The sequence below is a fragment of the Chryseobacterium indologenes genome, from assembly GCA_016025055.1.
GTDB lineage: Bacteria > Bacteroidota > Bacteroidia > Flavobacteriales > Weeksellaceae > Chryseobacterium > Chryseobacterium indologenes.
The window spans coordinates 1,471,049-1,494,198 of record CP065590.1; the positions used below are offsets into that span (position 1 = coordinate 1,471,049).

General features: G+C 36.3%; 18 protein-coding genes, 2 tRNA genes and 3 pseudogenes. 13 read left to right on the forward strand and 10 right to left on the reverse strand.

What is annotated here, in order from left to right:
• Window positions 1-85 precede the first annotated feature (85 nt).
• The 3 genes from lysA to H3Z85_06545 all read right to left on the reverse strand — a co-directional run bounded on the left by lysA (window position 86) and on the right by H3Z85_06545 (window position 4,454).
• Window positions 86-1,285: a diaminopimelate decarboxylase gene (gene lysA, locus H3Z85_06535; GenBank protein ID QPQ53041.1), complete on the reverse strand. Its 1,200-nt coding sequence runs from the start codon at window positions 1,283-1,285 to the stop codon at window positions 86-88.
• Between the two features lie 260 nt (window positions 1,286-1,545).
• Window positions 1,546-2,769, reverse strand: a complete 1,224-nt coding sequence (locus H3Z85_06540) for a 3'-5' exonuclease (GenBank protein QPQ53042.1) — start codon at window positions 2,767-2,769, stop codon at window positions 1,546-1,548.
• A 158-nt stretch (window positions 2,770-2,927) separates the two neighbouring features.
• Window positions 2,928-4,454: a DUF853 family protein gene (locus H3Z85_06545; GenBank protein ID QPQ53043.1), complete on the reverse strand. Its 1,527-nt coding sequence runs from the start codon at window positions 4,452-4,454 to the stop codon at window positions 2,928-2,930.
• A 348-nt stretch (window positions 4,455-4,802) separates the two neighbouring features.
• Here H3Z85_06545 and H3Z85_06550 point away from each other — a divergent pair, with 348 nt between their 5' ends.
• Genes H3Z85_06550 through H3Z85_06560 form a run of 3 tightly spaced genes read left to right on the forward strand, consistent with a single transcriptional unit; the run spans window position 4,803 to window position 6,904 of the window.
• Window positions 4,803-6,212 carry an MBL fold metallo-hydrolase gene (locus H3Z85_06550; protein ID QPQ53044.1) on the forward strand — a complete coding sequence of 470 codons (1,410 nt, stop codon included), beginning with the start codon at window positions 4,803-4,805 and terminating at the stop codon, window positions 6,210-6,212.
• Between the two features lies 1 nt (window position 6,213).
• The gene (locus tag H3Z85_06555; protein ID QPQ53045.1) at window positions 6,214-6,585 is read left to right on the forward strand and encodes a rhodanese-like domain-containing protein; all 372 of its coding nucleotides are present in this window, start codon (window positions 6,214-6,216) and stop codon (window positions 6,583-6,585) included.
• A 19-nt stretch (window positions 6,586-6,604) separates the two neighbouring features.
• Window positions 6,605-6,904 (forward strand): thioredoxin family protein, encoded by a 300-nt coding sequence (locus H3Z85_06560; protein ID QPQ53046.1) that lies wholly within the window; start codon window positions 6,605-6,607, stop codon window positions 6,902-6,904.
• Window positions 6,905-6,954: 50 nt separating this feature from the next.
• On the opposite strand, the pseudogene H3Z85_06565 reads toward H3Z85_06560, so the two are convergent.
• Window positions 6,955-7,706, reverse strand: a pseudogene (locus H3Z85_06565) (nitrilase family protein).
• A 240-nt stretch (window positions 7,707-7,946) separates the two neighbouring features.
• Between H3Z85_06565 and H3Z85_06570 the strand changes: the two are divergent.
• The 4 genes from H3Z85_06570 to H3Z85_06585 all read left to right on the forward strand — a co-directional run bounded on the left by H3Z85_06570 (window position 7,947) and on the right by H3Z85_06585 (window position 10,945).
• Window positions 7,947-8,387, forward strand: a complete 441-nt coding sequence (locus H3Z85_06570; GenBank protein QPQ53047.1) for a hypothetical protein — start codon at window positions 7,947-7,949, stop codon at window positions 8,385-8,387.
• 106 nt (window positions 8,388-8,493) lie between these two features.
• Window positions 8,494-9,984 carry an RIP metalloprotease RseP gene (gene rseP, locus H3Z85_06575; GenBank protein QPQ53048.1) on the forward strand — a complete coding sequence of 497 codons (1,491 nt, stop codon included), beginning with the start codon at window positions 8,494-8,496 and terminating at the stop codon, window positions 9,982-9,984.
• Window positions 9,985-10,064: 80 nt separating this feature from the next.
• Window positions 10,065-10,138, forward strand: a tRNA-Asn gene (locus H3Z85_06580).
• Between the two features lie 733 nt (window positions 10,139-10,871).
• Window positions 10,872-10,945, forward strand: a tRNA-Asn gene (locus H3Z85_06585).
• Window positions 10,946-11,249: 304 nt separating this feature from the next.
• Here the strand turns inward: H3Z85_06585 and H3Z85_06590 are convergent.
• From H3Z85_06590 to H3Z85_06600, 3 genes are all read right to left on the reverse strand, one after another.
• Window positions 11,250-11,744: a hypothetical protein gene (locus H3Z85_06590; GenBank protein ID QPQ53049.1), complete on the reverse strand. Its 495-nt coding sequence runs from the start codon at window positions 11,742-11,744 to the stop codon at window positions 11,250-11,252.
• A gap of 47 nt (window positions 11,745-11,791) precedes the next feature.
• Complete coding sequence (locus H3Z85_06595) at window positions 11,792-12,436, reverse strand: hypothetical protein (GenBank protein QPQ53050.1); 645 nt, start codon at window positions 12,434-12,436, stop codon at window positions 11,792-11,794.
• 202 nt (window positions 12,437-12,638) lie between these two features.
• Window positions 12,639-13,343 (reverse strand): intradiol ring-cleavage dioxygenase, encoded by a 705-nt coding sequence (locus H3Z85_06600; GenBank protein QPQ53051.1) that lies wholly within the window; start codon window positions 13,341-13,343, stop codon window positions 12,639-12,641.
• 556 nt (window positions 13,344-13,899) lie between these two features.
• Between H3Z85_06600 and H3Z85_06605 the strand changes: the two are divergent.
• Window positions 13,900-16,424, forward strand: a pseudogene (locus H3Z85_06605) (carboxypeptidase-like regulatory domain-containing protein).
• Between the two features lie 78 nt (window positions 16,425-16,502).
• Here the strand turns inward: H3Z85_06605 and H3Z85_06610 are convergent.
• The 3 genes from H3Z85_06610 to rplU form a co-directional block, all read right to left on the reverse strand.
• Window positions 16,503-16,661: a hypothetical protein gene (locus H3Z85_06610; GenBank protein ID QPQ53052.1), complete on the reverse strand. Its 159-nt coding sequence runs from the start codon at window positions 16,659-16,661 to the stop codon at window positions 16,503-16,505.
• Between the two features lie 192 nt (window positions 16,662-16,853).
• The gene (rpmA, locus tag H3Z85_06615) at window positions 16,854-17,111 is read right to left on the reverse strand and encodes a 50S ribosomal protein L27 (protein QPQ53053.1); all 258 of its coding nucleotides are present in this window, start codon (window positions 17,109-17,111) and stop codon (window positions 16,854-16,856) included.
• A 12-nt stretch (window positions 17,112-17,123) separates the two neighbouring features.
• The gene (gene rplU, locus H3Z85_06620; GenBank protein QPQ53054.1) at window positions 17,124-17,699 is read right to left on the reverse strand and encodes a 50S ribosomal protein L21; all 576 of its coding nucleotides are present in this window, start codon (window positions 17,697-17,699) and stop codon (window positions 17,124-17,126) included.
• 182 nt (window positions 17,700-17,881) lie between these two features.
• On the opposite strand from rplU, the gene H3Z85_06625 reads away from it, so the two are divergent.
• From H3Z85_06625 to H3Z85_06645, 5 genes and pseudogenes are all read left to right on the forward strand, one after another.
• The gene (locus H3Z85_06625) at window positions 17,882-18,766 is read left to right on the forward strand and encodes a metalloprotease (GenBank protein QPQ53055.1); all 885 of its coding nucleotides are present in this window, start codon (window positions 17,882-17,884) and stop codon (window positions 18,764-18,766) included.
• Window positions 18,767-19,152: 386 nt separating this feature from the next.
• Window positions 19,153-20,240 (forward strand): annotated as a pseudogene (locus tag H3Z85_06630) (acyltransferase family protein).
• 74 nt (window positions 20,241-20,314) lie between these two features.
• Complete coding sequence (locus H3Z85_06635; protein QPQ53056.1) at window positions 20,315-20,896, forward strand: tRNA-(ms[2]io[6]A)-hydroxylase; 582 nt, start codon at window positions 20,315-20,317, stop codon at window positions 20,894-20,896.
• Window positions 20,897-20,919: 23 nt separating this feature from the next.
• The gene (locus tag H3Z85_06640; GenBank protein ID QPQ53848.1) at window positions 20,920-21,537 is read left to right on the forward strand and encodes a DUF502 domain-containing protein; all 618 of its coding nucleotides are present in this window, start codon (window positions 20,920-20,922) and stop codon (window positions 21,535-21,537) included.
• Window positions 21,538-21,629: 92 nt separating this feature from the next.
• Window positions 21,630-23,006 (forward strand): tryptophanase, encoded by a 1,377-nt coding sequence (locus tag H3Z85_06645; protein QPQ53057.1) that lies wholly within the window; start codon window positions 21,630-21,632, stop codon window positions 23,004-23,006.
• The last annotated feature ends 144 nt before the right edge of the window (window positions 23,007-23,150 follow it).

Here is a 23,150-nt window from a genome sequence, read left to right on the forward strand (position 1 = left end):
TTCATCATAATGAAACAATCAAAGTGGGTATTGAAAATAAAAACGGCTGCCAGATGGGCAGCCGTTTACGTTATATTTTTATGTTTTAGATAACTTCGATCTGGTTTCTCAACAAATCTTCGAATTCATCTCTTTTACGGATCAGGTGAGCTTTTCCGTCAAGGAATAAAACCTCTGCAGGCTTCAATCTCGAATTAAAGTTTGAACTCATCTCAAAACCATAGGCTCCTGCATTATGGAAAGCAAGAATATCTCCTTCTCTTACTTCGTGTAATTTTCTGTCCCATGCAAATGTATCTGTTTCGCAGATATTTCCCACTACCGTATAAATTCTCTCTGCCCCTTTTGGATTGGATAAGTTTTCGATCATATGGTAAGAATCGTAGAACATCGGACGGATCAAATGATTAAATCCGGAATTTACTCCTACGAAAACAGTGGCTGTCGTTTGTTTGATCACATTAGCTTTTACCAAAAGGTATCCGCTTTTTCCAACTAAAAATTTACCCGGTTCAAACCAAAGCTCGAATTTTCTTCCTGTTGATTTTGAGAAATCGCCTAAAACTTTTTCTACTTTTTTACCTAAGGTTTTAACATCAGTTTCTTCTTCCGTATCCTGATAAGGAATTTTAAAACCACTTCCCATATCCAGGTATTTCAGATTTGGAAAATGCTCGGAAAGCTCCAGCATAATGTCCAGGGCCTGTAAAAATACATCGGGATCTTTAATTTCACTTCCCGTGTGCATATGAAGTCCCTCCACGTTCACGTTTGTACTCTTCATCACTCTTTCTATATGACGAAGCTGGTGGATGGAGATTCCGAATTTGCTATCGATGTGTCCTGTTGAGATTTTATAGTTTCCTCCTGCAAAAATGTGCGGGTTGATCCTTACAAAAATCGGGTATGAATTCCCGTATTTATTCCCGAATTGCTCAAGAATAGAAATATTATCAATGTTAATATGAACTCCGAAAGTCATGGCTTCCTCTATTTCAGCAAGATCAACGCAATTGGGAGTAAACAGTATTTTTTCTTTTGGAAATCCTGCCTTTAATCCAAGCTTAACCTCATTAATAGATACACAATCCAAAGAAGCACCCAGGTTCTTGACATACTTAAGGATATTGATGTTTGTCAACGCTTTTGCTGCGTAGAAGAACTTTGTGTGTTTTAAAAAAGAAGATGTAAGTTTCTCGTATTGACCTTTGATGGATTCAGCATCATACACATACACCGGGGTGCCAAACTCATTGGCAATCTTTAATAATTCTTTTGAATTCATAATTTCATTTTAACATAAAAAAAGGCAGATCCTTCGAAAAAAGAGTCTGCCACATTGATTATTTTTTATGCAAGACAACTCTTTTAAATATTCCAAACCTTAGAAAACCTAACGGCTCCCTTTTTTCCAGTTTTAATTTGTTTAAAATTTTGCATTGCTTGTATTTATTTTTTGCAAAAATACTATTTATTTTTTATTTTTAGAACATTGATTTGAAAAGGATTGGCCCCGGATCAATTTCTAACCTCTCAGTTTTTCTATTATTTAGGTAACGGCAACGTTTCAAAATCACCCCGTAGCAGAGCCAGTTGTAATTCATTATTCAGGTCAGCGGAAGACATCGGAAGGTCAATTTTGAGTTTTGCCAGCTTACTCAGCGTTTGAATCTGTGTAAACAGCTCATAGAAGCCAAAAGACAGAACTTTTCCGTTTTCAATGATCAAAAATAATTTTTCGCCCAATTTTCTTCCTGTACCCAGCCATAATTCATTTCTTTTTTTGAATTCTATTTTTTGCTTAAGCACTGTAACCTCGTTAAATTCTTCTTGAGCGCCAATAAACTGAACTGCTTTTGTTCCCTGAGTGAAAGACCTGAACTTGAGCAAAGGTTTTTCCGTTTTATTCAGGTTATTTTTTTCAACGACGTATTTATTGTTTCTGAAATAAAGACCGAACGGAAACACTTCTTTCTTTTTGATATTTTTAGAATTAAGAATAAGCTTGGCAATAATATCCGTGCCGGTAAGTTCAAAGTTAATCTGCTCTACACCACTCTGGATTTTTTCCCATTTTTTGGATTTGGAATTAAAAACTTTCTTTGAAAATTTATTAATGTCCTGAACGTAATCTGAGAAAATGATTTTTCCGGCTTCATCCTGAAAATAAACAAAACCTTTATCATTTGGAAGATCCTGGGTTAATACTTTGATCTTGTTTATGTACGTTTTTGCATTGGTCTCCTCATGCTGCTTCTGAATGATCTCGTTTTCGGTATCTTTTGATATCAAAAGCTTAAACAATTCCAGGGTAGCCCTTGCATCTCCTTCAGCCCTGTGATGATTGGTCAATGGAATACCCAGTGATTTTACAAGTTTTCCCAGTGAATAGCTCACCTCATCAGGGATCAGTTTTTTCGCTAAAGGAATGGTATCTAAAGTATTGATTTTAAAATCATAACCGAGTCTTTTGAACGACTGGCGAAGCATTCTGTAATCAAAATCAATATTATGACCTACCAGCGTCGTATTTTGAGTAATTTCAATGACTCTTTTGGCCAGTTCGTGAAATTTCGGAGCAGTTTTAACCATTTTGGGAGTAATACTGGTTAATTTCTGTACAAAGGGAGTGATATCACTTTCAGGATTTACCAAAGAGATAAACTGGTCAGTTATTTTCTGACCATCATACCTGTAAATGGCAATGTCTATAATGCACTCATTTCTATAACCTGCACCATTACTTTCTATATCTATAATCGAATACATTGATTTCCCGTTAACTGCTGTTTTATTTATTTAATTTCTTACCTCTACCTTTTATGCCTGAATATGGCAATATTTTTCCCTATCAGTAAAGTATAACCTGCTAAAATAACAAAAAATATATCAAATACAGCAGGCTATAAGACTTTATATCCTGAGACTTACCTCCTTCTTCCTCCTAAACCAAACATTCCCAGAATGGCTTTAGCTCCTTCTCTCATTAAGGTATTGGTAAAAGTTCTTCCTGCCTGACTCTGTAAAACCTGCTCAAACATGCCTGGTTCTTCTTTTACAGGTTTGGTCTTTTGTGTGGGTGCAGAATTTTGTACTGCCTGTTCCATTCTGCTGGTTAGCATTTCATATGCAGATTCTCTGTCAATAGCTTCTTCATATTTTGCTACTAATGCAGACTTCCCCGTTAGTTCGGATATTTCGGCCTCATTCAAAACATCCATTCTTGATTCCGGAGAGATCAAATAGGTGTGCACCAATGGTGTCGGAATACCTTTTTCATCCAACGCTGTAACAAAAGCTTCCCCGATACCTAAACTCTGAATCAGTGTTGAAGCATTATAATATTCTGTTGTAGGGTAATTTTCAACCGCCTTGGAAATTTCTTTTTTATCTTTAGCCGTAAACCCTCTCAATGCATGTTGTATCTTTAAACCTAACTGAGACAGTACATTTTCGGGAACATCACCCGGAATTTGTGTAATAAAATAGATTCCGACACCTTTGGAACGGATCAGTTTTACCATGGTTTCAATTTGTGACAGGAGAGCTTTTGACGCTTCATCAAAAATCAGGTGGGCTTCATCAATGAACAGCACCAGTTTGGGTTTTCCGCTGTCTCCTTCTTCAGGAAATGTCATGTAGATTTCTGCGAAAAGCGAAAGCATAAAAGTAGAGAACAACTGTGGTTTATTCTGAATATCCGATACTCTTAAAATATTAACGACACCTTTTCCATCTCTTGTCTCCAGTAGATCCTGTACATCAAAGCTCAGCTCGCCGAAAAAGTCTGCTGCTCCCTGCTGCTCCAGTGCCACAATAGATCTTAAAATTGCTCCCAGAGAAGCTGACGCTATTGATCCATAGTTGGCTGCAAGTTCTGCTTTTCCCTGAGCGTTATCAGTCACATATTGCAATACTTTCTTTAAATCTTTAAGATCAATCAATGGAAGACCTTTGTCATCGCAATATTTGAAGACGATAGACATAATGCTTTGCTGGGTATCATTAAGCTCAAGGATCTTACTGAGTAACACCGGTCCGAATTCTGTAACCGTTGCCCTCAACTTCACCCCTTTTGCTCCTGAAATGGTCATTAATTCTACCGGAAATCCCTGCGGAGTATAAGGCAGCTGGGTTTTTGCATATCTTTCTTCAATAATGGAATTCATCTGGCCGGCTTCTGCAATCCCGGAAAAGTCGCCTTTTATATCCAGCACCATCGAAGGAATTCCCTGATGTGAAAGTTGTTCTGCAAATACCTGCAAAGTTTTTGTCTTTCCTGTTCCGGTAGCTCCTGCAATAAGACCGTGGCGGTTAATGGTTTTCAAAGGAATCATAACGTTGACTTCAGGAACTACTTCCCCGTTCAACATTCCTTTACCCAATATAATATGATCTCCTTTTGGAGTATATCTAGCATTTAGTTCTTCAATAAATTGTGTTTTGTCTGCCATCTGATCACTTTTTTTAACTTATAAATATAAAAGTTTTTGTAAAATATTTGGTGATATTTCCCGTCGAAATTCTATTACCATTGGAAATATTTCGCATGACATAAGCAAAATCCAAACCATCTCTGCTGAAATATTGATTGCAGCCGTTAAGAAAGCATTTATAAATATTGGACATGATAAAAAACAGTATTTGTAAATTGTCACTATGTAAGGCATTCTTTTTGCTTAAAAACAGGGATCATTAAACATTCGTTTAACATAGTATTGAAAGAAACTATCAATGGAATTTAACATTTCATTTAGAATCTATCTAATACTTTGTATCTTTAACTATTAAAAATAGACCCAATGAAAGTTGAACAAATATATACGGGCTGTCTGGCTCAGGGAGCTTATTATATTGTATCAGAAAATGAGGCGGCCATTATTGATCCGCTCAGAGAAGTCACTCCTTATCTGGATCGTCTGAAAAAAGACAATGTCACTTTGAAATATATTTTTGAAACGCACTTCCACGCAGATTTTGTCTCGGGACATCTGGATTTGAGTAAAAAGACAGGAGCTCCTATTGTATATGGGCCTACCGCTGCTCCGGAGTTTGATGCTATCATTGCGGAGGACGGGCAGATTTTTAGCATCGGAAATGTAAAAATAAAAGTATTACATACTCCCGGCCACACTATGGAAAGCAGTACTTATCTTTTAATAGATGAAAATGGTACTGAAACAGCTATTTTTACAGGAGATACTTTATTTTTGGGTGATGTAGGGAGACCGGACCTTGCTCAGAAGGCTACCAATCTCACTCAGGAAGATCTTGCAGGAATTTTATACGACAGCCTTCAGAATAAAATCATGCCGTTACATGATGATATTACTGTATATCCGGCCCATGGTGCAGGATCTGCCTGTGGAAAAAACATGCAGAAAGAAACAGTAGATATTCTTGGAAATCAAAAAAGAACAAACTATGCCCTTAACCAGCCGGACAAAGAATCATTCATCAGAGAAGTGCTGGATGGGCTGACGGCTCCTCCGAAATATTTCGGAATGAATGTAGCCCTTAATAAAGGCGGATATGAAAGTCTGGATGTTGTGATGGACAAAGGATTACAACCCGTTGCACCTGAAGATTTCGAAGCTCTGGCAGAAGAAACAGGCGCCTTGATTCTCGATACCCGCGGAGCTGCTGAATTTCATAAAGGTTTTGTACCGAATTCCATCAATATAGGCCTAAAGGGAGATTTTGCACCCTGGGTCGGAACATTAATTGTAGATGTAAAACATCCTCTGTTACTGATTACCGATGAAGGAACCGAAGAAGAAGTTATCACAAGATTAAGCAGAGTCGGATTTGATAACGTTGCAGGTTATTTACAAGGAGGATTTACAGCATGGAAAAATGCAGGTAAGGAGATTGACGAGATTAAAAGAATTTCACCTTCAGAATTTGCAGAACAATTTACCGACAAATCCACTGTAATCGATGTAAGAAAACTGACAGAATATTCAGCAGAACATATTGACAATGCTTACAACAGACCTCTCGATGCTATAAGTGAGTGGGCACGTACTATTGATGATTCGGAACATTTTTTCCTTCACTGTGCAGGAGGATACAGAAGTATGATTGCGGCCAGCATCCTTAATTCACATGGCATCAGGAATTTCACTGAAATCGAAGGTGGTTTTAACGGAATTAAAAAAACAGAAAAGTTTCCAACTACTGATTTTGTATGCCAATCCAAAACCTCTTAAAATGAGAACTAAATTTTGGGGATTACCGGTGATTATAAGCCTTATTGTAATTGCCTGTAAGACAAATCAGTCGGGAAATATTTCTACAACCAACATCAAAGAAATAGTAAAAAGCTCCGATGTGACATTGGTTGATGTTAGAATTCCTGAGCAATACACTGCAGGAACAGCAAAAAATGCCATTAATATCCCTTTGGGTGAGCTTCAAAATAATATTGAAACTCTTAAAGGAAAAAAAGTTGTTGTTTTCTGCAATAAAGGGATACAGGCAGATCAGGCGATGGAGATCTTAAAGAAAAACGGCGTAGAAGCTTATGACGGAACCACCTGGAAAAATGTAAAAGCAATCCAGGACGAAGGGGTAAAAAAATAAACTGATAAAAAACTTAACTATGTCACAAAAATTTCAGGAAATAATCAATTCCGAAAGACCTGTACTTATCGACTTTTTCGCTACTTGGTGCCAGCCATGTAAAGTACAGTCTTCTGTTTTAAATACAGTAAAGGAAAATATCGGCGAAGGAGCCAGAATCATCAAAGTAGATGTGGATCAATACCCTGCTATCGCCGCACAATATGGTGTACGCGGAGTACCTACCCTGGCCATTTTTAAAAATGGGGAGCTTTTGTGGAAAGAAAGCGGAGTACATGATGTCAATACATTAACTCAGCTTCTGCAGCAATATATCTAATAAACAAAAGGCTGAGAAAGGATTATTTTTATCCTGCTCAGCCTTATATTTTACCACTGGAGTGAAAACTGGTCCCGATCATTTAGAAAACTGAAATGTTCCCTGAAATCTATTAATTCATCCATATTCAGCTCGGCGGATACTATATTTCCATTTTTATGGGAAATCTCTTTTCCATCAGCAAAAAAACAGTGAGAACTTTCCTGATATACCAGATTATTTCCGTCTGTTCCTATTCTGTTAAGGCCAAAAACAAAGGAAAGGTTTTCAATCGCTCTGGCTTTTAAAAGATGTTCCCATGCCCCTACTCTTTTTCAGGCCAATTGGCAACATACAAAATGGCATCATAGTCATCATTATTTCGTGCAAAGACAGGAAAACGAAGATCATAACATACCTGAAGCAAGAACCTTATTCCTTTATATTCAACAATAATCCTGTTTTTTCCCGGTGTGTATACCTTATCTTCCCCGGAAAATGAAAATAAATGCCTTTTATTATAGAAAGCAGTTTCGCCATCCGGCTGTACAAAATACATCCTATTGTAATATTTGCCATACTGTTCTACAGGAGCACTTCCGCAGAATGCTGCATTTTTCTCCTTTGAAATCTTTTTTAAAAACTCAAAAGATTCTTCGTGTCTGTCCGATACTTCAGAAGCTTCCATACAAAATCCTGTTGAAAACATTTCAGGCAGGAGAAACAGGTCAGCATCCTGGTTTTGAAGCCCGCGCTCTATTGCTTCGAAATTTTTAGTCTTATTTTTCCAGATGATATCTAAATTGAGTCCGGCAACTTTCATCTTTTTATTTTTAAATTATTATACGATCTATGTATAAAAATACAATTTTATAATTACAAACAACAATTGTACAAATAGAATCACACGAAAAAGCAGTGCTCTTACAATAAAAATTTAAAAACCAAGGGTAATTTTCTTAATAATATATTAAAGTCAATCAAATTTATAGCAATATATATCTTTCGGTTTTATTTTTGATGCAGATATTTTTTATTAAAATCATTAAAATTTAAAAAATTTATGAAGAAATTGGTTTTTATGGTGATGGTTTTCTTCTGTGGTGCAATGGCTAGTGCGCAGGCATATACAGGTAAAGGAGATCAAAAAATTCAGCTGGGTCTGAGTGCCTGGGGATATGGAACCGGGGTAACAGGAACTTATGATTACGGTCTCAACAAATTAATCTCTGTAGGAGGTGGTCTTAATGCTTACTTCAGCAACTATAAGGACAATGATAAGGACAACAGGGTTTTTGTTTTCGGGAGGGTAAATTTTCATTTAAATGAAGCATTAAATCTTCCTGCAAAGTGGGATATCTATCCCGGCGTTGATGTGGGAGTATTGGGAAAAGACTTTGGAATAGGAGCTCACATTGGGGCACGCTATTTCTTCACTGAAAAAATTGGTGTATTTGCAGAGGTAGGTAATAACGGAAGCCTTGGAGTTTCTTTCAATTTATAATCAAAACGTCTTTAAATATGACAAAGCTTCTCGTTTAGGGGAGCTTTTTTATTTGGCATAGTTTTGATAATTGTTACCTTTGCAAATTAAAATCTAAAATTTATTAATGGAAATAGCAATCAAACTCTTTCAGTTCATTCTGAGTATCTCTATATTAGTACTTCTTCACGAGCTTGGGCACTTTTTACCTGCGATATGGTTTAAGACCAGAGCAGAGAAATTTTTCCTGTTTTTTGATCCTTATTTTTCCATTTTCTCTATGAAGAAAATCAATGGAAAATGGCAATATAAATTCTTATCAAAGAATCTGCCTGATTCAGAAGTTATAGAAGTTAACGGAAAGAAGGAAGAAGTCCCTATCGATATATCAAAACTTCCCGATAATGACTGGAGAAAACATCCTGAACAGACAAAATACGGAATCGGATGGCTGCCTTTCGGTGGATATGTAAAAATTGCCGGGATGGTAGACGAAAGTATGGATACCGCTCAGATGAAAAAACCGGCAGAACCCTGGGAATTCAGATCTAAGCCGGCATGGCAAAGATTAATTATCATGTTGGGTGGGGTTACTGTAAACTTTTTCTTAGCATGGTTGATCTATAGCTGCCTTTCTTTCTTTAACGGAGAAACATATACAGATATTACAAAATTCGATAATGGAATTGAAGCCAGTGCAGCCGGAAAGAAAATGGGATTCCAGAATGGGGACAAAATCATCAGCGTTGACGGAAAACCGGCAGAAAGGCTTGAAAACACCTCCATTAATATCCTTTTAGGAAATAACGTTACGGTACAAAGAAACGGACAGGAAGTAACGTTCCCGGTTAATGCAGACGGTGTAGCAGATGTTTTAAAGCAAAAAGAAGCCAAACTGTATATCAGTCCAAGAATCCCAATGGTTATCGACTCCTTGGCGACTCCATCTTCCCAAAAATCAGGATTGGCAAAAGGCGATAAGGTGGTAGGAATCAACGGAAAAAAAGCCGCATTCTTTGACGAAGTAAGTACACTTTTAAATGAGAATAAAGGAAAAACCATCACAGTAGACGTTGAAAGAAATGGTGCTTTACAAACAGTACCTGCAGTTTCTGTTGACCAGAACGGAAAACTGGGGGTTGCTCTGGATACAAAATCCATCGCGAAATCTATTGTAACCAATAAAAAATATTCGTTTGGAGAAGCTATTCCGAGAGGATTTGTAAGGTCTATCGATGCACTGACTACACAGGTTAAGCAGTTCAAGATCATGTTCAATTCTAAAATCCAGGGGTATAAAAATGTAGGCGGGCCGATTGCCATTGTAAAGAATATGCCTGTTGACAAGGATGCCAATGGAAGTTTTACCATTAACTGGGCTGCGTTCTGGAGTTTTACCGCTATGTTTTCAGTATGGTTGGCTTTCCTGAACCTTATTCCTATTCCTGGTCTTGATGGTGGACATGTTTTATTTACATTATATGAAATTATCGTTGGAAAACCGGTTCCTCAGAAAGTGTTGGAAAATGCTCAAATGATTGGAGTTATCTTCCTGTTAGGCTTGATGTTAGTGATTTTCGGAAGTGACATTTTCAAGATATTTACAGGGAAATTATAATTTTTTGAAAATTTTTCTAAAAAATATTTGTAGGGTATAAATATTCGTCCTATATTTGCACCACTTAAAACAAAGGACATTCCTCCTTAGCTCAGTTGGTTAGAGCATCTGACTGTTAATCAGAGGGTCGCTGGTTCGAGCCCAGCAGGAGGAGCAAAAAGACTTACAGAAATGTAGGTCTTTTTTTATTTTTGACTATTTATATTTTTGTAATAGTAGTAAAATGACTTCAATACAATAGTTTAGGGATTAATCTCAAAAGTTGTGAACAACACAAAAAGTTTGTTTAATCTAAATAAAAAACATTCTGTACTTTACATCTCTAAGCTGTTTTCTAAAGTTTTACAAAACGTAAAGATATGATGCGATTCCTTATTAAACTGCATGGATATGTGTGCGCTCAGAAAGAATCAATGAAATTGATTCCAACCTTTGCTTGCTCAAAATATAAATAAGAAATTTAAACCCTTGCGTTATATTTTTTAAATAATATCATTATCAATTTTCTAAATTTCCCAGTTTTTAAGACTGACCAAAAAACGTACTGAAGCGTTGGGTTTATCAACGCAACTCAGCCCATTATTTTATCTTAGTGCTACAGTACAGGATGACTTAGAAGTTGACTACAAGATTTTTTTATGATGATAACAATACAATCCTCCTCGCACTTAGTAAATCAAAAAATATCATATTGCCATTAAGTAAAGTATAATTATCCCATTTAATCCTCCACTAATTTCATAACAGCTTTTAAACTGGCGAAAAAAAAACAAAATATTTCTAAGTGATTTTCAATAACTTTAGTGAAAAATAGGCTGGAATAAAGGAGAAAACTTGCTTCGTACGGATATTCATATTATATTTGCAGCACCTTAAACAAAGGAAATTCCTCCTTAGCTCAGTTGGTTAGAGCATCTGACTGTTAATCAGAGGGTCGCTGGTTCGAGCCCAGCAGGAGGAGCAACTGAAAATGAAACACTTACATTAATTTGTGAGTGTTTTTTTATTTTTTCTAAGTACAACGACGCCAGATCCTATACAAGAATATTTTAACTGATTTTCAGATATTATATTAATTCAAAATCTCTAAAAGAGGAAAATATGTTTTAAATTTCATAAAGTGATAGCTGACCTTCACAAAAGTATTAAAGAAAAGCATAATCATTTCCTGGAACCACTGAACGACCGGCATGAAACATCAGTACAATGAGAGTGGATGATGATCATAAATCTCTAACAGATTTTCACTGTTAGTCGGGCTAAAATTAAGAATGTCGATAATACGCAATAGCTATCTTAGGATGAAAAGCATACATAAAAGTTTCAAGATGATCTTGATCCGTGCCTTTACTGAGAAGATATTTGTTGTCGATAATATCAATAAGCAAAAGAGTCGGAGTGTAAAATGTGATCCCCAGCTTGTGCTTCGATGCTTCTTTTATATTGGAACTGATAAGATCAAGCCTGAAGGTCTCAATCGGGAAAAATGTAGTTCCTAAAACATCAGGCAGACTTTTGATACTGCCATTGAGCTGGGCAACATAATTGGAGACGACAGCACTTAATAAAAAAGGTATTTTTGCGGCACTGGGATTCTTGATCAAAAGTTCCCAATAATTGTCTACAGTATCTTTTTTATCATCAAATACCTGATGCTGAACTCTATATTCAAAATATGTATCTTCAAAAATATATTTATCCCAAGCCAACGTAGAGCTTTGGTCAATGATAAGTCGGAAAGCGAGTTTTATCTGAACCATAATGATTCTGTTTAATTATTGTTGTAATTAATTTTTCACTGAATAACCTAGATTTCAAGAAAAACAATCAGTAAATTTTCACTCAAAGCATCAAAGTCTAATGTTTTAATGTCTTGCAATAGAATAGCATCCCGCGATTCCATGAGTCTGTCCTGAAACTCACATGCGCCATTGATAACGATTCCGAAAATTGATTTGTTTTCTTGCTTCAATTCGTACTTTTGTTTTTTTCTTCCGTCATAAAGCCCGATAAAGGCAGGGAAACTCAAGCTTCCTGAGAGTGAAAACAATTCATTTTTTTTCTTAATATGTAAATTTTCCAAACAGATAAAACTCTCACTATTCGGATTATGTATTTCAAAAATAATTATATCCGTACACCCATCCATAGAAGCGTTTTTAATTTCTAACCTGTCTTTTTGAATATAGTTTAAAATAATAATCTGGTCTGAATGAATCTCGTGCGGGAAAGGATCAGTAATGATTTTACCATAGAGAACGAGAATAACGATTTGGGAATGTGCTTCATAATCCAGATAAAATGTTTGTCCTTCATTGAGGATAACTTCAACAAATCTTTTAAGCTTCAATTTTTCATCTGTCAGTTCTATGGTACTGATGATAGAAGCATGTGTTTTGCGCCAGGATCTTGTATCGGAATTAAATATAGTCGATTTTTCTGTTGTTAGCATAGCATTATATTTAATAATTACACAAAAACCCATTGTGTATTTTGAATGTAGCTCTCTCGTTTATAATATTTTAATAAAAACAATATCAGATAGAAGAAATGGATTTCTTACATTAAATTATCCTACTTTAATAAGCTATTTTAATTCTAACTATTAATTTTTGAACCAAATTATCAAATACACAACGAGTTAAGTCAAAGCTTTAAGCAGAAACTATGAGCGTGATCGCTCCCACATAGCCGTCATTAATATTTCCTGAAATATTCAAAAGTTGTGCAGATACTCCATCATAGAAAAAATCGTCCTCCGAGTTGTATCTGTATCCATGCATTCCTTTGTAACCGGGAGATTGATTCACTTTCACTACGGCGCTGTTAGGGTCATCCGGGAAAGCTAATTGAGTAACCAGTAGAGAATTGCCCTTGCTGTTGTAAATGTGAATATGCAAATGGGTAGCTCTTGTTACGTCTTCTACCGTATACCATCCGGGAAATATGGAGGTGAATTTTACTTCCCCATTCACGTTTGTAACTTGCCTTCCTCTTAGAAAATGCAGGTTTGTGTAGTCTATAATTTGGAGTTCGTCTCCTCCGTATTCCGAATAATTGCCATCTTTGTCACATTGCCATATATCAACAAAAACACCTTTCAGATTGGAGCACTCTGTATTTCTGTTTTTAATTGTAAGATGAATTTCAAAAGGGACACCGGTTCTGTCGCCAACAATATTTATCCGCTCTAATATCGATGGAGTTTTTGTAGGAAACGGTCCTTCCAGGTCATAATTGGTAAGATTACAGTTTGTATTTTCTTCTGTAATTTCATTTTCACAACTGATCAAGACAGGGGCGGCAATTGCCGTGACTCCGGCCAAACCAAGATTTTTTAAGAAATTTTTTCTGTTCATAATTTTTGTTTTTTATTTCATGAAAAATAACCATATGTTTCACAAAAAATTGATGAGTCCTTTTTGTGGAAAATGTGGTAAGGAGCTTTCAAAGAGTAGATATTAAAAAAGAGGTAATACCTAATCCAGTTGAATGAATGTCAGCGGCAATATACAAAAAATAAAATATCACACAATGTGGAAATAATTTCAAAAAAATTATTGAGAATAGCGTACCACATAGTTGATTTCCTTAAATCTATGATTTTTATCTGTTAGTCAGGAGGTTCGCTGCTTCGGGCAGGAAGAGCAAAGGCACTTACAGAAGTGTAGATCTTTTTTATGCATTTCCGGGATCTGCAAATTATTAAAAAGGCTGTAATTATAATTTTATATTAATTCACTGATTCTTTTTATATTAACCCGTTAAATTCCATCTTTAATTATAATAAATCTAGTATAATTTTCGTTACATTTGCGGTCTTACGTGATAGATTAATTTTTTTTAATTTTTTTCTACTTTTTTTAAATAAACTGCATACTTTTTGTTTGTGCTAATTGCTTGAAGAACCGAATGATGTTAAATAATAACCTTAAACACAATTTTTTATTTTTTTTCCTGTTTTTGACCGGCTTCTTATACGCTCAGAACAAAGCCAGCGGCAAGGTTGTTGATGCCAAAAATAAGAAAGAACTCAACAAAGTTGATATTTTTATCAACAACGAAAAAACTCCTGTCCTCACAACGACAACCGGTAGTTTTAGTGTTCAGTCAGACAGCATTATCCATAAGCTGAAATTTTCCAGAAAAAATTATGCTGCAGAAACAGTAGAAATCACCCCTGAAAATGCAGAGAATATTTTCGTTCAGCTCTCACAGGCTAAAGTAAGCGATATCCAGGAAATTGTTATCACCAGCGGAAAATCTAAATACAAAAACAAAAAAGAAAACCCTGCCTACGCCATCATGCAGAAGGTATGGGGACACAAAAGAAATAACGGTCTCGAAAAATTTGACACCTATTCATACAAAGAATACGAAAAGACTCAATTTGATCTGAATAATCTCGACAGTGCATTTATGAAGAAAAAAATCTTCAAAAAGCTGGACTTTATTTTTGATTATGCAGACTCTACGGCAACCGGAAGACTTGGGCTGCCTATTTTCCTGAATGAAGCCGTGTACGAAAATTATGGTAAAAACAAACCTGACAAAGACAGCAAAAGAACACTGGTTGCTCAAAAAACTTCAGGATTTCAGGATAATCAGGTGATCACGGTTTCAGCTAAAAACCTTTATCGCGATATCAACATTTATGATAATACCCTAAATTACTTCGACATCGGTTTTCAAAGCCCGGTAGGAACCGACGGGTTCAGCGTATACGACTATAACCTTACAGACACTATCAGCATTCGGGGCGAGAAGGCTTTTCAAATAAGATATCAGCCTAAAAGAAAAGACATCCTGGCCTTTCAGGGAAATCTTTATATTGATACAGATACTTATGCAGTTCTCGGAGCGACATTGAAATCTACCCAAAAGATCAATGTGAACTTCGTTAACAGCGTATATACCCAACTGGAATATGATAACCCCGACGACGCTACATTTCTTCCTAAAAAGCTTGTAACAGAGTTTGAAATGAGCCCTTTTTCAAAAAGAAAGGCTCCAAGAGTATTATTGCCAAAAGATCAGTGGATTATTCGGATTATCAATTTAATAAACCATTAGATCCTCAGGTATTTAAACGAAAAGAGGAAGAGTATGATGATAAATTTGTTAATAAAGATGATGCCTATTGGGTAAAAGCAAGACCTGACACGTTATCCAAATCAGAACAGGGTGTTTACAAAATGCTGGATCAGCTTCAGCAAACCCCGAAATTCAATCGGATGGTCAAGCTATTTGAAACCCTTGGTTCGAGGTATTATAATGCTTTTAAAGGAATCGATATCGGTCCTATTTTTTCAATCTACGGAAGAAATGAAGTGGAAGGAGACAGAATCAGGCTGGGAGCCAGAACTTATTTCGGGCTTAATGATCCGTGGAGAGTTCAGTTCTATACCGCCTATGGATTCAAGGATCAACAGGTAAAATATGGCGTTGAAGCACGCTATATGTTTAACAGGCTTAACCGGTTTATGATCGGAGCCGGAACCAGCAGAGATATTGTACAGCTTGGAGGGCAGCTTACATCAGGAGATGGTGTTGCTTCCCGTTCTTTATCTTCCAGTACTTTTTTTGCAAGAGGAGAAAACATTTCGTTAAGTTCTGTCAATCAGACCAGCGTTTTTGCAGCTATTGAACCCTGGAAAAACATTCAGATAAGAGTAGACGGAGTGATGCAAAGTATCAAATCTGCCATTCCGGAGAAGTTTAATCTTATGTATTATCAGAATGGTCAGCTTAGACAGACGGTGAACGATTCGCATGTTACCTTCAGCATCATAGCCAAACCTGGGGCAAAATTCTCACAAACCGGGATAGACCGATATCAGGCAAGAAACCTTGCTCCGACAATTGTTTTGAGGTATACCCGGGGGATCGAAGGATTGTTCAATGCTGACTTTAATTATGACAAATTACAGTTCATGTTTTACAAACCGTTTTTACTAGGAACATTGGGAAAGACGATTGTTAATTTTGAAGCCGGTAAAAATTTCACTACCGTTCCTCTTGCCTTACAGAATATCATTCCCGCTAATCTTTCATACGGTTTAGCGCCTAATACATTTTCACAGCTTAACTATTACGAGTTTGTGGCAGATGCTTATACAACCCTGCATTTAGAGCATCATTTTAACGGGAAAATACTTTCGTACATTCCTTTGATTAAAAAATTAAAACTAAGGGAAGTAGCGTTTATCAGAGGAGCTTACGGAACATTAAGCGATGCCTCTAAAGCCATCAACGTAGAAGGTTTTAAATATTCTGCACCAAGTGAACATATCTACTATGAGTACGGATTTGGTATCGAAAATATAGGAATAGGAAATCTGAGGATTTTCAGGGTAGATTTTAACTGGAGAGGAAATTACCTCGACAGACCGGGGATTTCAAAATTTGGTATTAAAGCCGGATTCCAGGTAGGATTCTAAATAGATAAATATAAAGTTGGGCGGCTTCTTCGAAGCCGCCCAACTTTATATAAATAATTTTAAATTATACTCTTATCTTCAGCACGGATTGCATGCTTCTACAAGTAAACAATGAGCCTTTTGCCAAGGGGTCCATCTGCACCAGTCCTCACAGGTATCTGTAGGTGAAGGGCAGATTCCTGCGCCTCCTTTAATTGTTTTTAAACTTTGCTTTGCAAGCTTTCTTAGATTTTTCATACGTATTAGTTTTAATTTGGTGCCTACTCTCTATGCTTTTCGGCTTCCGCAATGTATTTGATATATGATCTTTAACAAATATAAAAATATTTCACATCCGGCAGACTATTTATAAAAAAATTAACTTTTGGAGTGAAAACAAAAAAAATCCTCAACAAATGTTGAGGATTTAATTTTATAAAACGCTTATAACTATGCGTTTGGCTCTACAGATACAAAAGATCTGTTGTTTGCTTTCTTTCTGAAAACTACTTTACCATCTACTAATGCAAACAAAGTGTGATCTTTACCGATTCCCACGTTATCACCTGGGTGGTGCTGAGTACCTCTTTGTCTAACAATAATATTTCCGGCAATAGCTGCTTGTCCTCCGAAAATCTTCACACCTAATCTTTTAGAGTGAGACTCTCTACCGTTCTTGGAACTACCGACTCCTTTCTTGTGTGCCATTTTATTACTGGATTATTTATTAAGTGCTTTAAATTGATCGATATTCTTAATGATTGCAGCATCTACTTCCTCATGAGTAAGAATATTCTTTTCTAATTCAACTTTAACCGCTTTACCTAAAGTAATTAAAGTTTCTCTGTTCTCTTTAGACTGAGACAAATTGTTTTTCTTTAAGTGATAGTTCAACTCGTGATCTTCACTAAAGTTAACAGTTGCGTTGTCAGAAAGAACTTCACCTTTCACAGTTTCTTTTTTAGCAGCTTTTTTAGCTCCTCCTTCAAAACCTGTAATACCAGTGATTACGATTTGAGTTAAAGATTGTCTGTGACCATTTTTCACTTGGTAACCTTTTCTTCTTTTCTTTTTGAAAACGATTACTTTATCAGCTTTAACGTGGTCAAGAATCTCTGCTTCTACAGTGATCCCACTTACAGCTGGGGCGCCTACAGTGATTGCTCCGTTTACAGTAAGAAGAACTTTGTCGAAAGAAACTTTTCCTCCTTTATCTCCTTTTAAACGGTTCACAAACAACTTTTGGTCTTGCTCAACTTTATATTGAAGCCCTGCTATTTCTACAATTGCAAACATTGTTTATAAATTTTTAGTTATTTCGAGGTGCAAATATAAGAATTATTTTATAAATAGCTTACAATCAAACTAATGTTTTTTTGATTTTTTTCTATTCACTCCATTTTGAATAATTTTAACAATAATATATTCACACGTATGAGAATATTTATTAACTTCGTTTCACCAAAATTGAATTTAATATGAAAAAATTTAATCTCTGCTTACTAGCAGGCGTTGTTGCTGCAACATTCCTTACAGCATGTAGCGATGACAAAATGGACGAAGCTGTCCCATCACAACAAGAAACTCTGAGCGCAAAAATTGAACAACCCACAGATCGTGAAAAATCCTGTGCTTATGTAGACAACAACTGGAGTTCATCAGCTGTATTGCTGACCGGGCTACAGAATTCTACAGACACCAGTTTTATGAACGGTCAGATGACTAAAATTGCCAGCATGTGGGGTAGAAGCAATCCTACTTTGAGGTTTGTAAATGATCCTTCCAATTACAATTCCACCTATAATGCGATCTCCTACTCTACAGGAAAGATCTATTATGGTTATGCAATCTATTATGATGCTAAAGCAAAAGGAGGAGACATCGTAAACGCCATGATCCTTGCTCATGAGTACGGACACCAGCTGCAGTACATCTTCGGGCTTCCTTCGGTAAATGAAAATACCGCAAGACCAAATGAGCTTGAAGCAGACGGGTTTGCAGGATATTATTTAAGAAGACCAAACGGTTACAACAAAACGAACTTCTCTGAAATTGCTGCCGCTTACGAATTTGCACAAAGCATCGGAGATTATCAGACCACAAGCCCCGGGCACCACGGAACACCCGCACAAAGAAGATCGGCGGTTCGCTTAGGATTCCTTCTTGGTCAGTACGATCTTAATGCTTCGAATTTTGATTATAACTTCTTCTATTATTATCAAGGTGTTTTAAATGGCACCTACAAAATGGCAAAAAACACTGTTAATCCAGAGATTGATGCTTATATGAGCAAATATATAGATGAGTTGCGAAAAATTCAAACCGGAGAAATTTCTGCGGAAGAATTTAAAAACCTTAAATAGACAACACATTCATTTTTAGCATATTTAAGAAAGGAGGCAGACATTAAGTCTGCCTTTTTTATTGATTTTATTAGCATATTATTGCCTATATTAGCAGCCTTATTATGCTGTGAATAATTTTTAATAATAAAAAACTCACACTTAATTGAATATTTCATATATTCGTTGTACACAAAACATAACATGATAAAAAAATCATAAATCCCTATTTATCAGCAGTTGTGGTTGAAAAATTCATAAAGCACACTGTCTGATAAAAATTTTACATAACCGAACACATTCATTTTAGCATATTTAAGAAAGGAGGCAGAATTTAGTTTTGTCTCTTTTTTATGGTCTTGGGAAAATAGCGAAACTTTATTTACTTTTGATCCATATCTACTATTATGAACAGAGATCTCTATATTGATTTTGCCAAAGGGCTGGCTACCTTATCTATTATATTCATCCACACTGCTTTCTGGTCGGGCCAATTTTATATTCCTGCAGAAGTGAGGGTATTTTCTCTGGTTTTTGATGTCGCTCTTTTTTATGCCTTAAGCGGCATTACTTCCGGATCCAATATTGAGAAAACTTTTTACAGATTATTAAAATTACAGATCACTTATATGATCTTTGTAACCTTTTATTTTTTCTGGATTATTTTTTCAAAGTTTTTGGCTTAACATTCTTTTCAATGGATTGGCTACAGCATTTTTACTCAACCTTTGGATCCAAATATGCAACAACCAGCATTTCAACATCTCCTCAATGGCAGAATTTAGGCAACTGGTACCTTCATCAATATACCAATGCAGATACTTTCCCGGTTGTCATGGGCAGTTTTTGGTACTTGAAGGTCTATTTTGTCCTGACCGTCTTTGGAGTATTAATTTTAAAATTCTTTCCGAAACACATCAATTGGTTTATCGGGGTTTGTGCAGTCCTTACTCTCCTATTCAATATTTTTCCGGAATATTATCCAACCGGACAGGTGGGTTATGTGGCATTTTATCTTGCCGTATTTTTAATAGGAAACAGAATGCGGGGGAAAAAAATTCCTGCCAAAACAATTCCTGTACTGTATGCTGCTGTCGCCGGAATATTGGTTTGGATGTTCTGGTATTACGGAAACGATATCTTTTATAAAATCAATAAAAATAAATTTCCACCTAAAATCCCTTACATTATCTGGGCTCAATTCTCTCTTGTGACCTTATTTGTTCTTTATAACAGATTAAAAATCACCAAGGAAAATTGTATAACCTATATTGGGAAAAATGCTATTTTCTTTTATTTCGCACAGGGAATCAGTTCTTCGCTGATCTATTTTCTGGTGGTTCCCTTGAAAGAAAATATGCCCTGGTGGGCTTTGATGATCATTATTTATGTCATCAATATCATTTTGGCATTCATCATCTCCGCAGGGTTGAAAAAAATAGATTCTCTGGGTTGGAATATTTTGGAATTCCTAAGAAGAAAAACGAGTTTTTAATACTTTATCGATCAAATTGAAATAAACTCAGCATTCTTACTTCAATTTGTTTAAATTTACAAAAAATTTACAACATGTTTAAGTTGAAACTACCTACCGACCCAAGGTGGGCAAATATTGCAGAAGGAAACATTGAAGAAATTTTAACGGATCATGCCTGGTGTGAACAAAAAGCGGCAACCAATGCGATTACATTAATCACCATGCTGCCTGAATATCCGGAAATTGTCACAGAACTTCTCGCTATTGCTCAGGAAGAGCTGGATCATTTCCAGCAGGTACATGAGATCATTAAGAAAAGAGGCTATACCTTCGGAAGAGCAAGAAAAGATGATTATGTCAATCAGTTGGCTAAGTTTATCATCCAGGGAAGCCGGGAAGATCTGATTGTAGATAAAATGCTTTTCGCCGCAATGATTGAAGCCAGAAGCTGTGAAAGATTTAAAGTCCTTACTGAAAACATTAAAGATGAAGAATTAAAGGTTTTCTACAGAGAATTAATGATTTCCGAGGCCAATCATTATACGACCTTCATCGGGTTTGCCAGAGATCTGGGAGAAAATCCCGAAAAAGTAAATAAACGTTGGGAAGAGTGGCTGGACTACGAAGCCAGCATTATCAAATCCTTTGGAAACAAAGAAACCATTCATGGATAATAGATAACGGTAAAGAATATACATTGAAGAAATCAAGCTTTGAACATATAGCCAATTTATTTCTGAAAAACTTTTTTCAGGGATTGCTTATTATTGGACCTATAGGACTTACCATTTTTGTGATCTGGTATATTGTAAGCGCAATTGATAATCTTATCCCTTCGCTTGCCCATCAGATTCCGGGGCTTGTTTTTGTATCAATAATATTATTTACAGCTATTTTAGGATATTTGGGAAATAAATTTGTGGTAGGAAGATTCTTTTTCGACACCATGGACAGTCTCCTGGAAAAAACGCCCGGTGTAAAACATATTTACACCCCCACCAAAGACGTCATGTCTTCATTTGTGGGAGATAAGAAAAAATTCAACGATCCTGTATGGGTAAAAACCAATGAGAATCCGGAAATCTGGAGAATCGGCTTTTTAACCCAAAAAGAAATGTCAGACGTTGACAAGCATAATTATGTTGCAGTATATTTACCCCATTCCTATGCTATTTCAGGGTGGGTAATTGTTACTGAAGAAAAAAACATCAAACCTGTAGTGGGGATGACTGCAGCTTCGGCTATGAAGTTTGCAGTAAGCGGCGGTGTAGCCGGATTTCATTCTGACGAAAACATCTTTAAGGCTCCGGAGTAATCCTCTCCTCTTTCCTTACCGTACATTGATGAATTTGAAATTATTTTCAGACAGATTTTCTTTACAAACAATTTAAAAACATACTTTAACACATGAATTTACCGTACGCGGAACCTTTCCGCATCAAAATGGTGGAAGAAATCCGCCAATCTACAAGAGAAGAAAGAGAACAATGGCTTAAAGATGCCAATTACAACCTTTTCAATCTAAAATCTTCTCAGGTTTTTATCGATCTTTTAACGGATTCAGGAACAGGAGCTATGTCTGACAGACAATGGGCTGCGTTGATGACCGGAGATGAAAGCTATGCAGGATCCCGTTCTTTTGAACAGCTTCAAAATACAGTGGAAAGAATTACCGGTTTCAAATATTTATTACCCACTCACCAGGGAAGAGCAGCAGAAAATGTTCTATTCTCTGTATTAGTCAAAGAAGGTGATGTAGTTCCCGGTAACTCTCACTTTGATACCACCAAAGGACATATTGAATTCAGAAAGGCCCATGCGATCGATTGTACGATTGACGAAGCTTTTGATATCAATGACCTTCATCCATTCAAAGGAAATATTAACCTTGAAAAACTGGAAGCAGTTTATAAAAGTCATCCCAAAGAAAACATCCCTTTCTGCCTTATTACTATTACCTGCAACTCTTCAGGAGGACAACCTGTTTCTCTTGAAAACATGAAGGCTGTAAAAAAACTTTCCGATCAATATGGAATCCCTGTATTTTTTGATTCGGCAAGATTTGCAGAAAATGCATATTTCATCAAAAAAAGAGAACAAGGTCAGGAAAACAGAAGCATCAAAGAAATCTGTAAAGAAATATTCTCGTATGGCGACGGAATGACCATGAGTTCTAAAAAAGACGGACTTGTAAACATAGGAGGGTTTATTGCTTTAAATAGTGAGGAAATCTTTAGAAAAGCATCCAATTTCACGATTATATATGAAGGGTTTATCACCTATGGAGGAATGGCCGGAAGAGATATGGCTGCGCTGGCTGTAGGCCTTGATGAAGCAACGGAATTCCCTTATCTTGAAAGCAGAATCTCACAGGTTGAATACCTTGGAAATAAACTGATTGAGTATGGAATCCCTGTTCAGAAACCGATTGGGGGCCATGCCGTATTTATTGATTCTCTAAATTTCCTTCCCAATGTTTCCCGTGAAGAATATCCTGCACAGACGTTAGGACTTGAAATTTATAAAGAAGCTGGAATCAGAACGGTAGAAATCGGAACCCTATTGGCAGACAGGGACCCTGAAACAAGACAAAACCGTTATCCCAAACTGGAACTGGTACGTCTGGCAATTCCGCGAAGAACATATACTAATAACCATATGGATTATATTGCTGCAGCAATAAAAAATGTATATGAAAGACGCGAAGAGGTAGCAAAAGGATATAAAATCACCTGGGAACCTGAAATATTAAGACACTTTACCGTACAGCTTGAAAAAGCTTAACATATAAACCGGACTTAGTTCCGGTTTTTTTACGACTACGCATATCCGGAAATTTAAAAGAAAGACCTCAGCTGAAAATATCTAACCCATTGTGATTACTATAGTTCTCACCTATAATTTTTTTAACATTCCGATTGTATGGTC

Coding starts and splice junctions, on each gene's coding strand:
- rpmA (QPQ53053.1), bottom strand. CDS start 17,111: ATGGCACACAAGAAAGGAGTCGGTAGTTCCAAGAACGGTAGAGAGTCT.
- rplU (QPQ53054.1), bottom strand. CDS start 17,699: ATGTTTGCAATTGTAGAAATAGCAGGGCTTCAATATAAAGTTGAGCAA.
- H3Z85_06555 (QPQ53045.1), top strand. CDS start 6,214: ATGAGAACTAAATTTTGGGGATTACCGGTGATTATAAGCCTTATTGTA.
- H3Z85_06625 (QPQ53055.1), top strand. CDS start 17,882: ATGAAAAAATTTAATCTCTGCTTACTAGCAGGCGTTGTTGCTGCAACA.
- H3Z85_06635 (QPQ53056.1), top strand. CDS start 20,315: ATGTTTAAGTTGAAACTACCTACCGACCCAAGGTGGGCAAATATTGCA.
- H3Z85_06600 (QPQ53051.1), bottom strand. CDS start 13,343: ATGAACAGAAAAAATTTCTTAAAAAATCTTGGTTTGGCCGGAGTCACG.
- H3Z85_06610 (QPQ53052.1), bottom strand. CDS start 16,661: ATGAAAAATCTAAGAAAGCTTGCAAAGCAAAGTTTAAAAACAATTAAA.
- H3Z85_06560 (QPQ53046.1), top strand. CDS start 6,605: ATGTCACAAAAATTTCAGGAAATAATCAATTCCGAAAGACCTGTACTT.
- lysA (QPQ53041.1), bottom strand. CDS start 1,285: ATGAATTCAAAAGAATTATTAAAGATTGCCAATGAGTTTGGCACCCCG.
- H3Z85_06545 (QPQ53043.1), bottom strand. CDS start 4,454: ATGGCAGACAAAACACAATTTATTGAAGAACTAAATGCTAGATATACT.
- H3Z85_06590 (QPQ53049.1), bottom strand. CDS start 11,744: ATGGTTCAGATAAAACTCGCTTTCCGACTTATCATTGACCAAAGCTCT.
- H3Z85_06550 (QPQ53044.1), top strand. CDS start 4,803: ATGAAAGTTGAACAAATATATACGGGCTGTCTGGCTCAGGGAGCTTAT.
- rseP (QPQ53048.1), top strand. CDS start 8,494: ATGGAAATAGCAATCAAACTCTTTCAGTTCATTCTGAGTATCTCTATA.
- H3Z85_06595 (QPQ53050.1), bottom strand. CDS start 12,436: ATGCTAACAACAGAAAAATCGACTATATTTAATTCCGATACAAGATCC.
- H3Z85_06570 (QPQ53047.1), top strand. CDS start 7,947: ATGAAGAAATTGGTTTTTATGGTGATGGTTTTCTTCTGTGGTGCAATG.
- H3Z85_06645 (QPQ53057.1), top strand. CDS start 21,630: ATGAATTTACCGTACGCGGAACCTTTCCGCATCAAAATGGTGGAAGAA.
- H3Z85_06540 (QPQ53042.1), bottom strand. CDS start 2,769: ATGTATTCGATTATAGATATAGAAAGTAATGGTGCAGGTTATAGAAAT.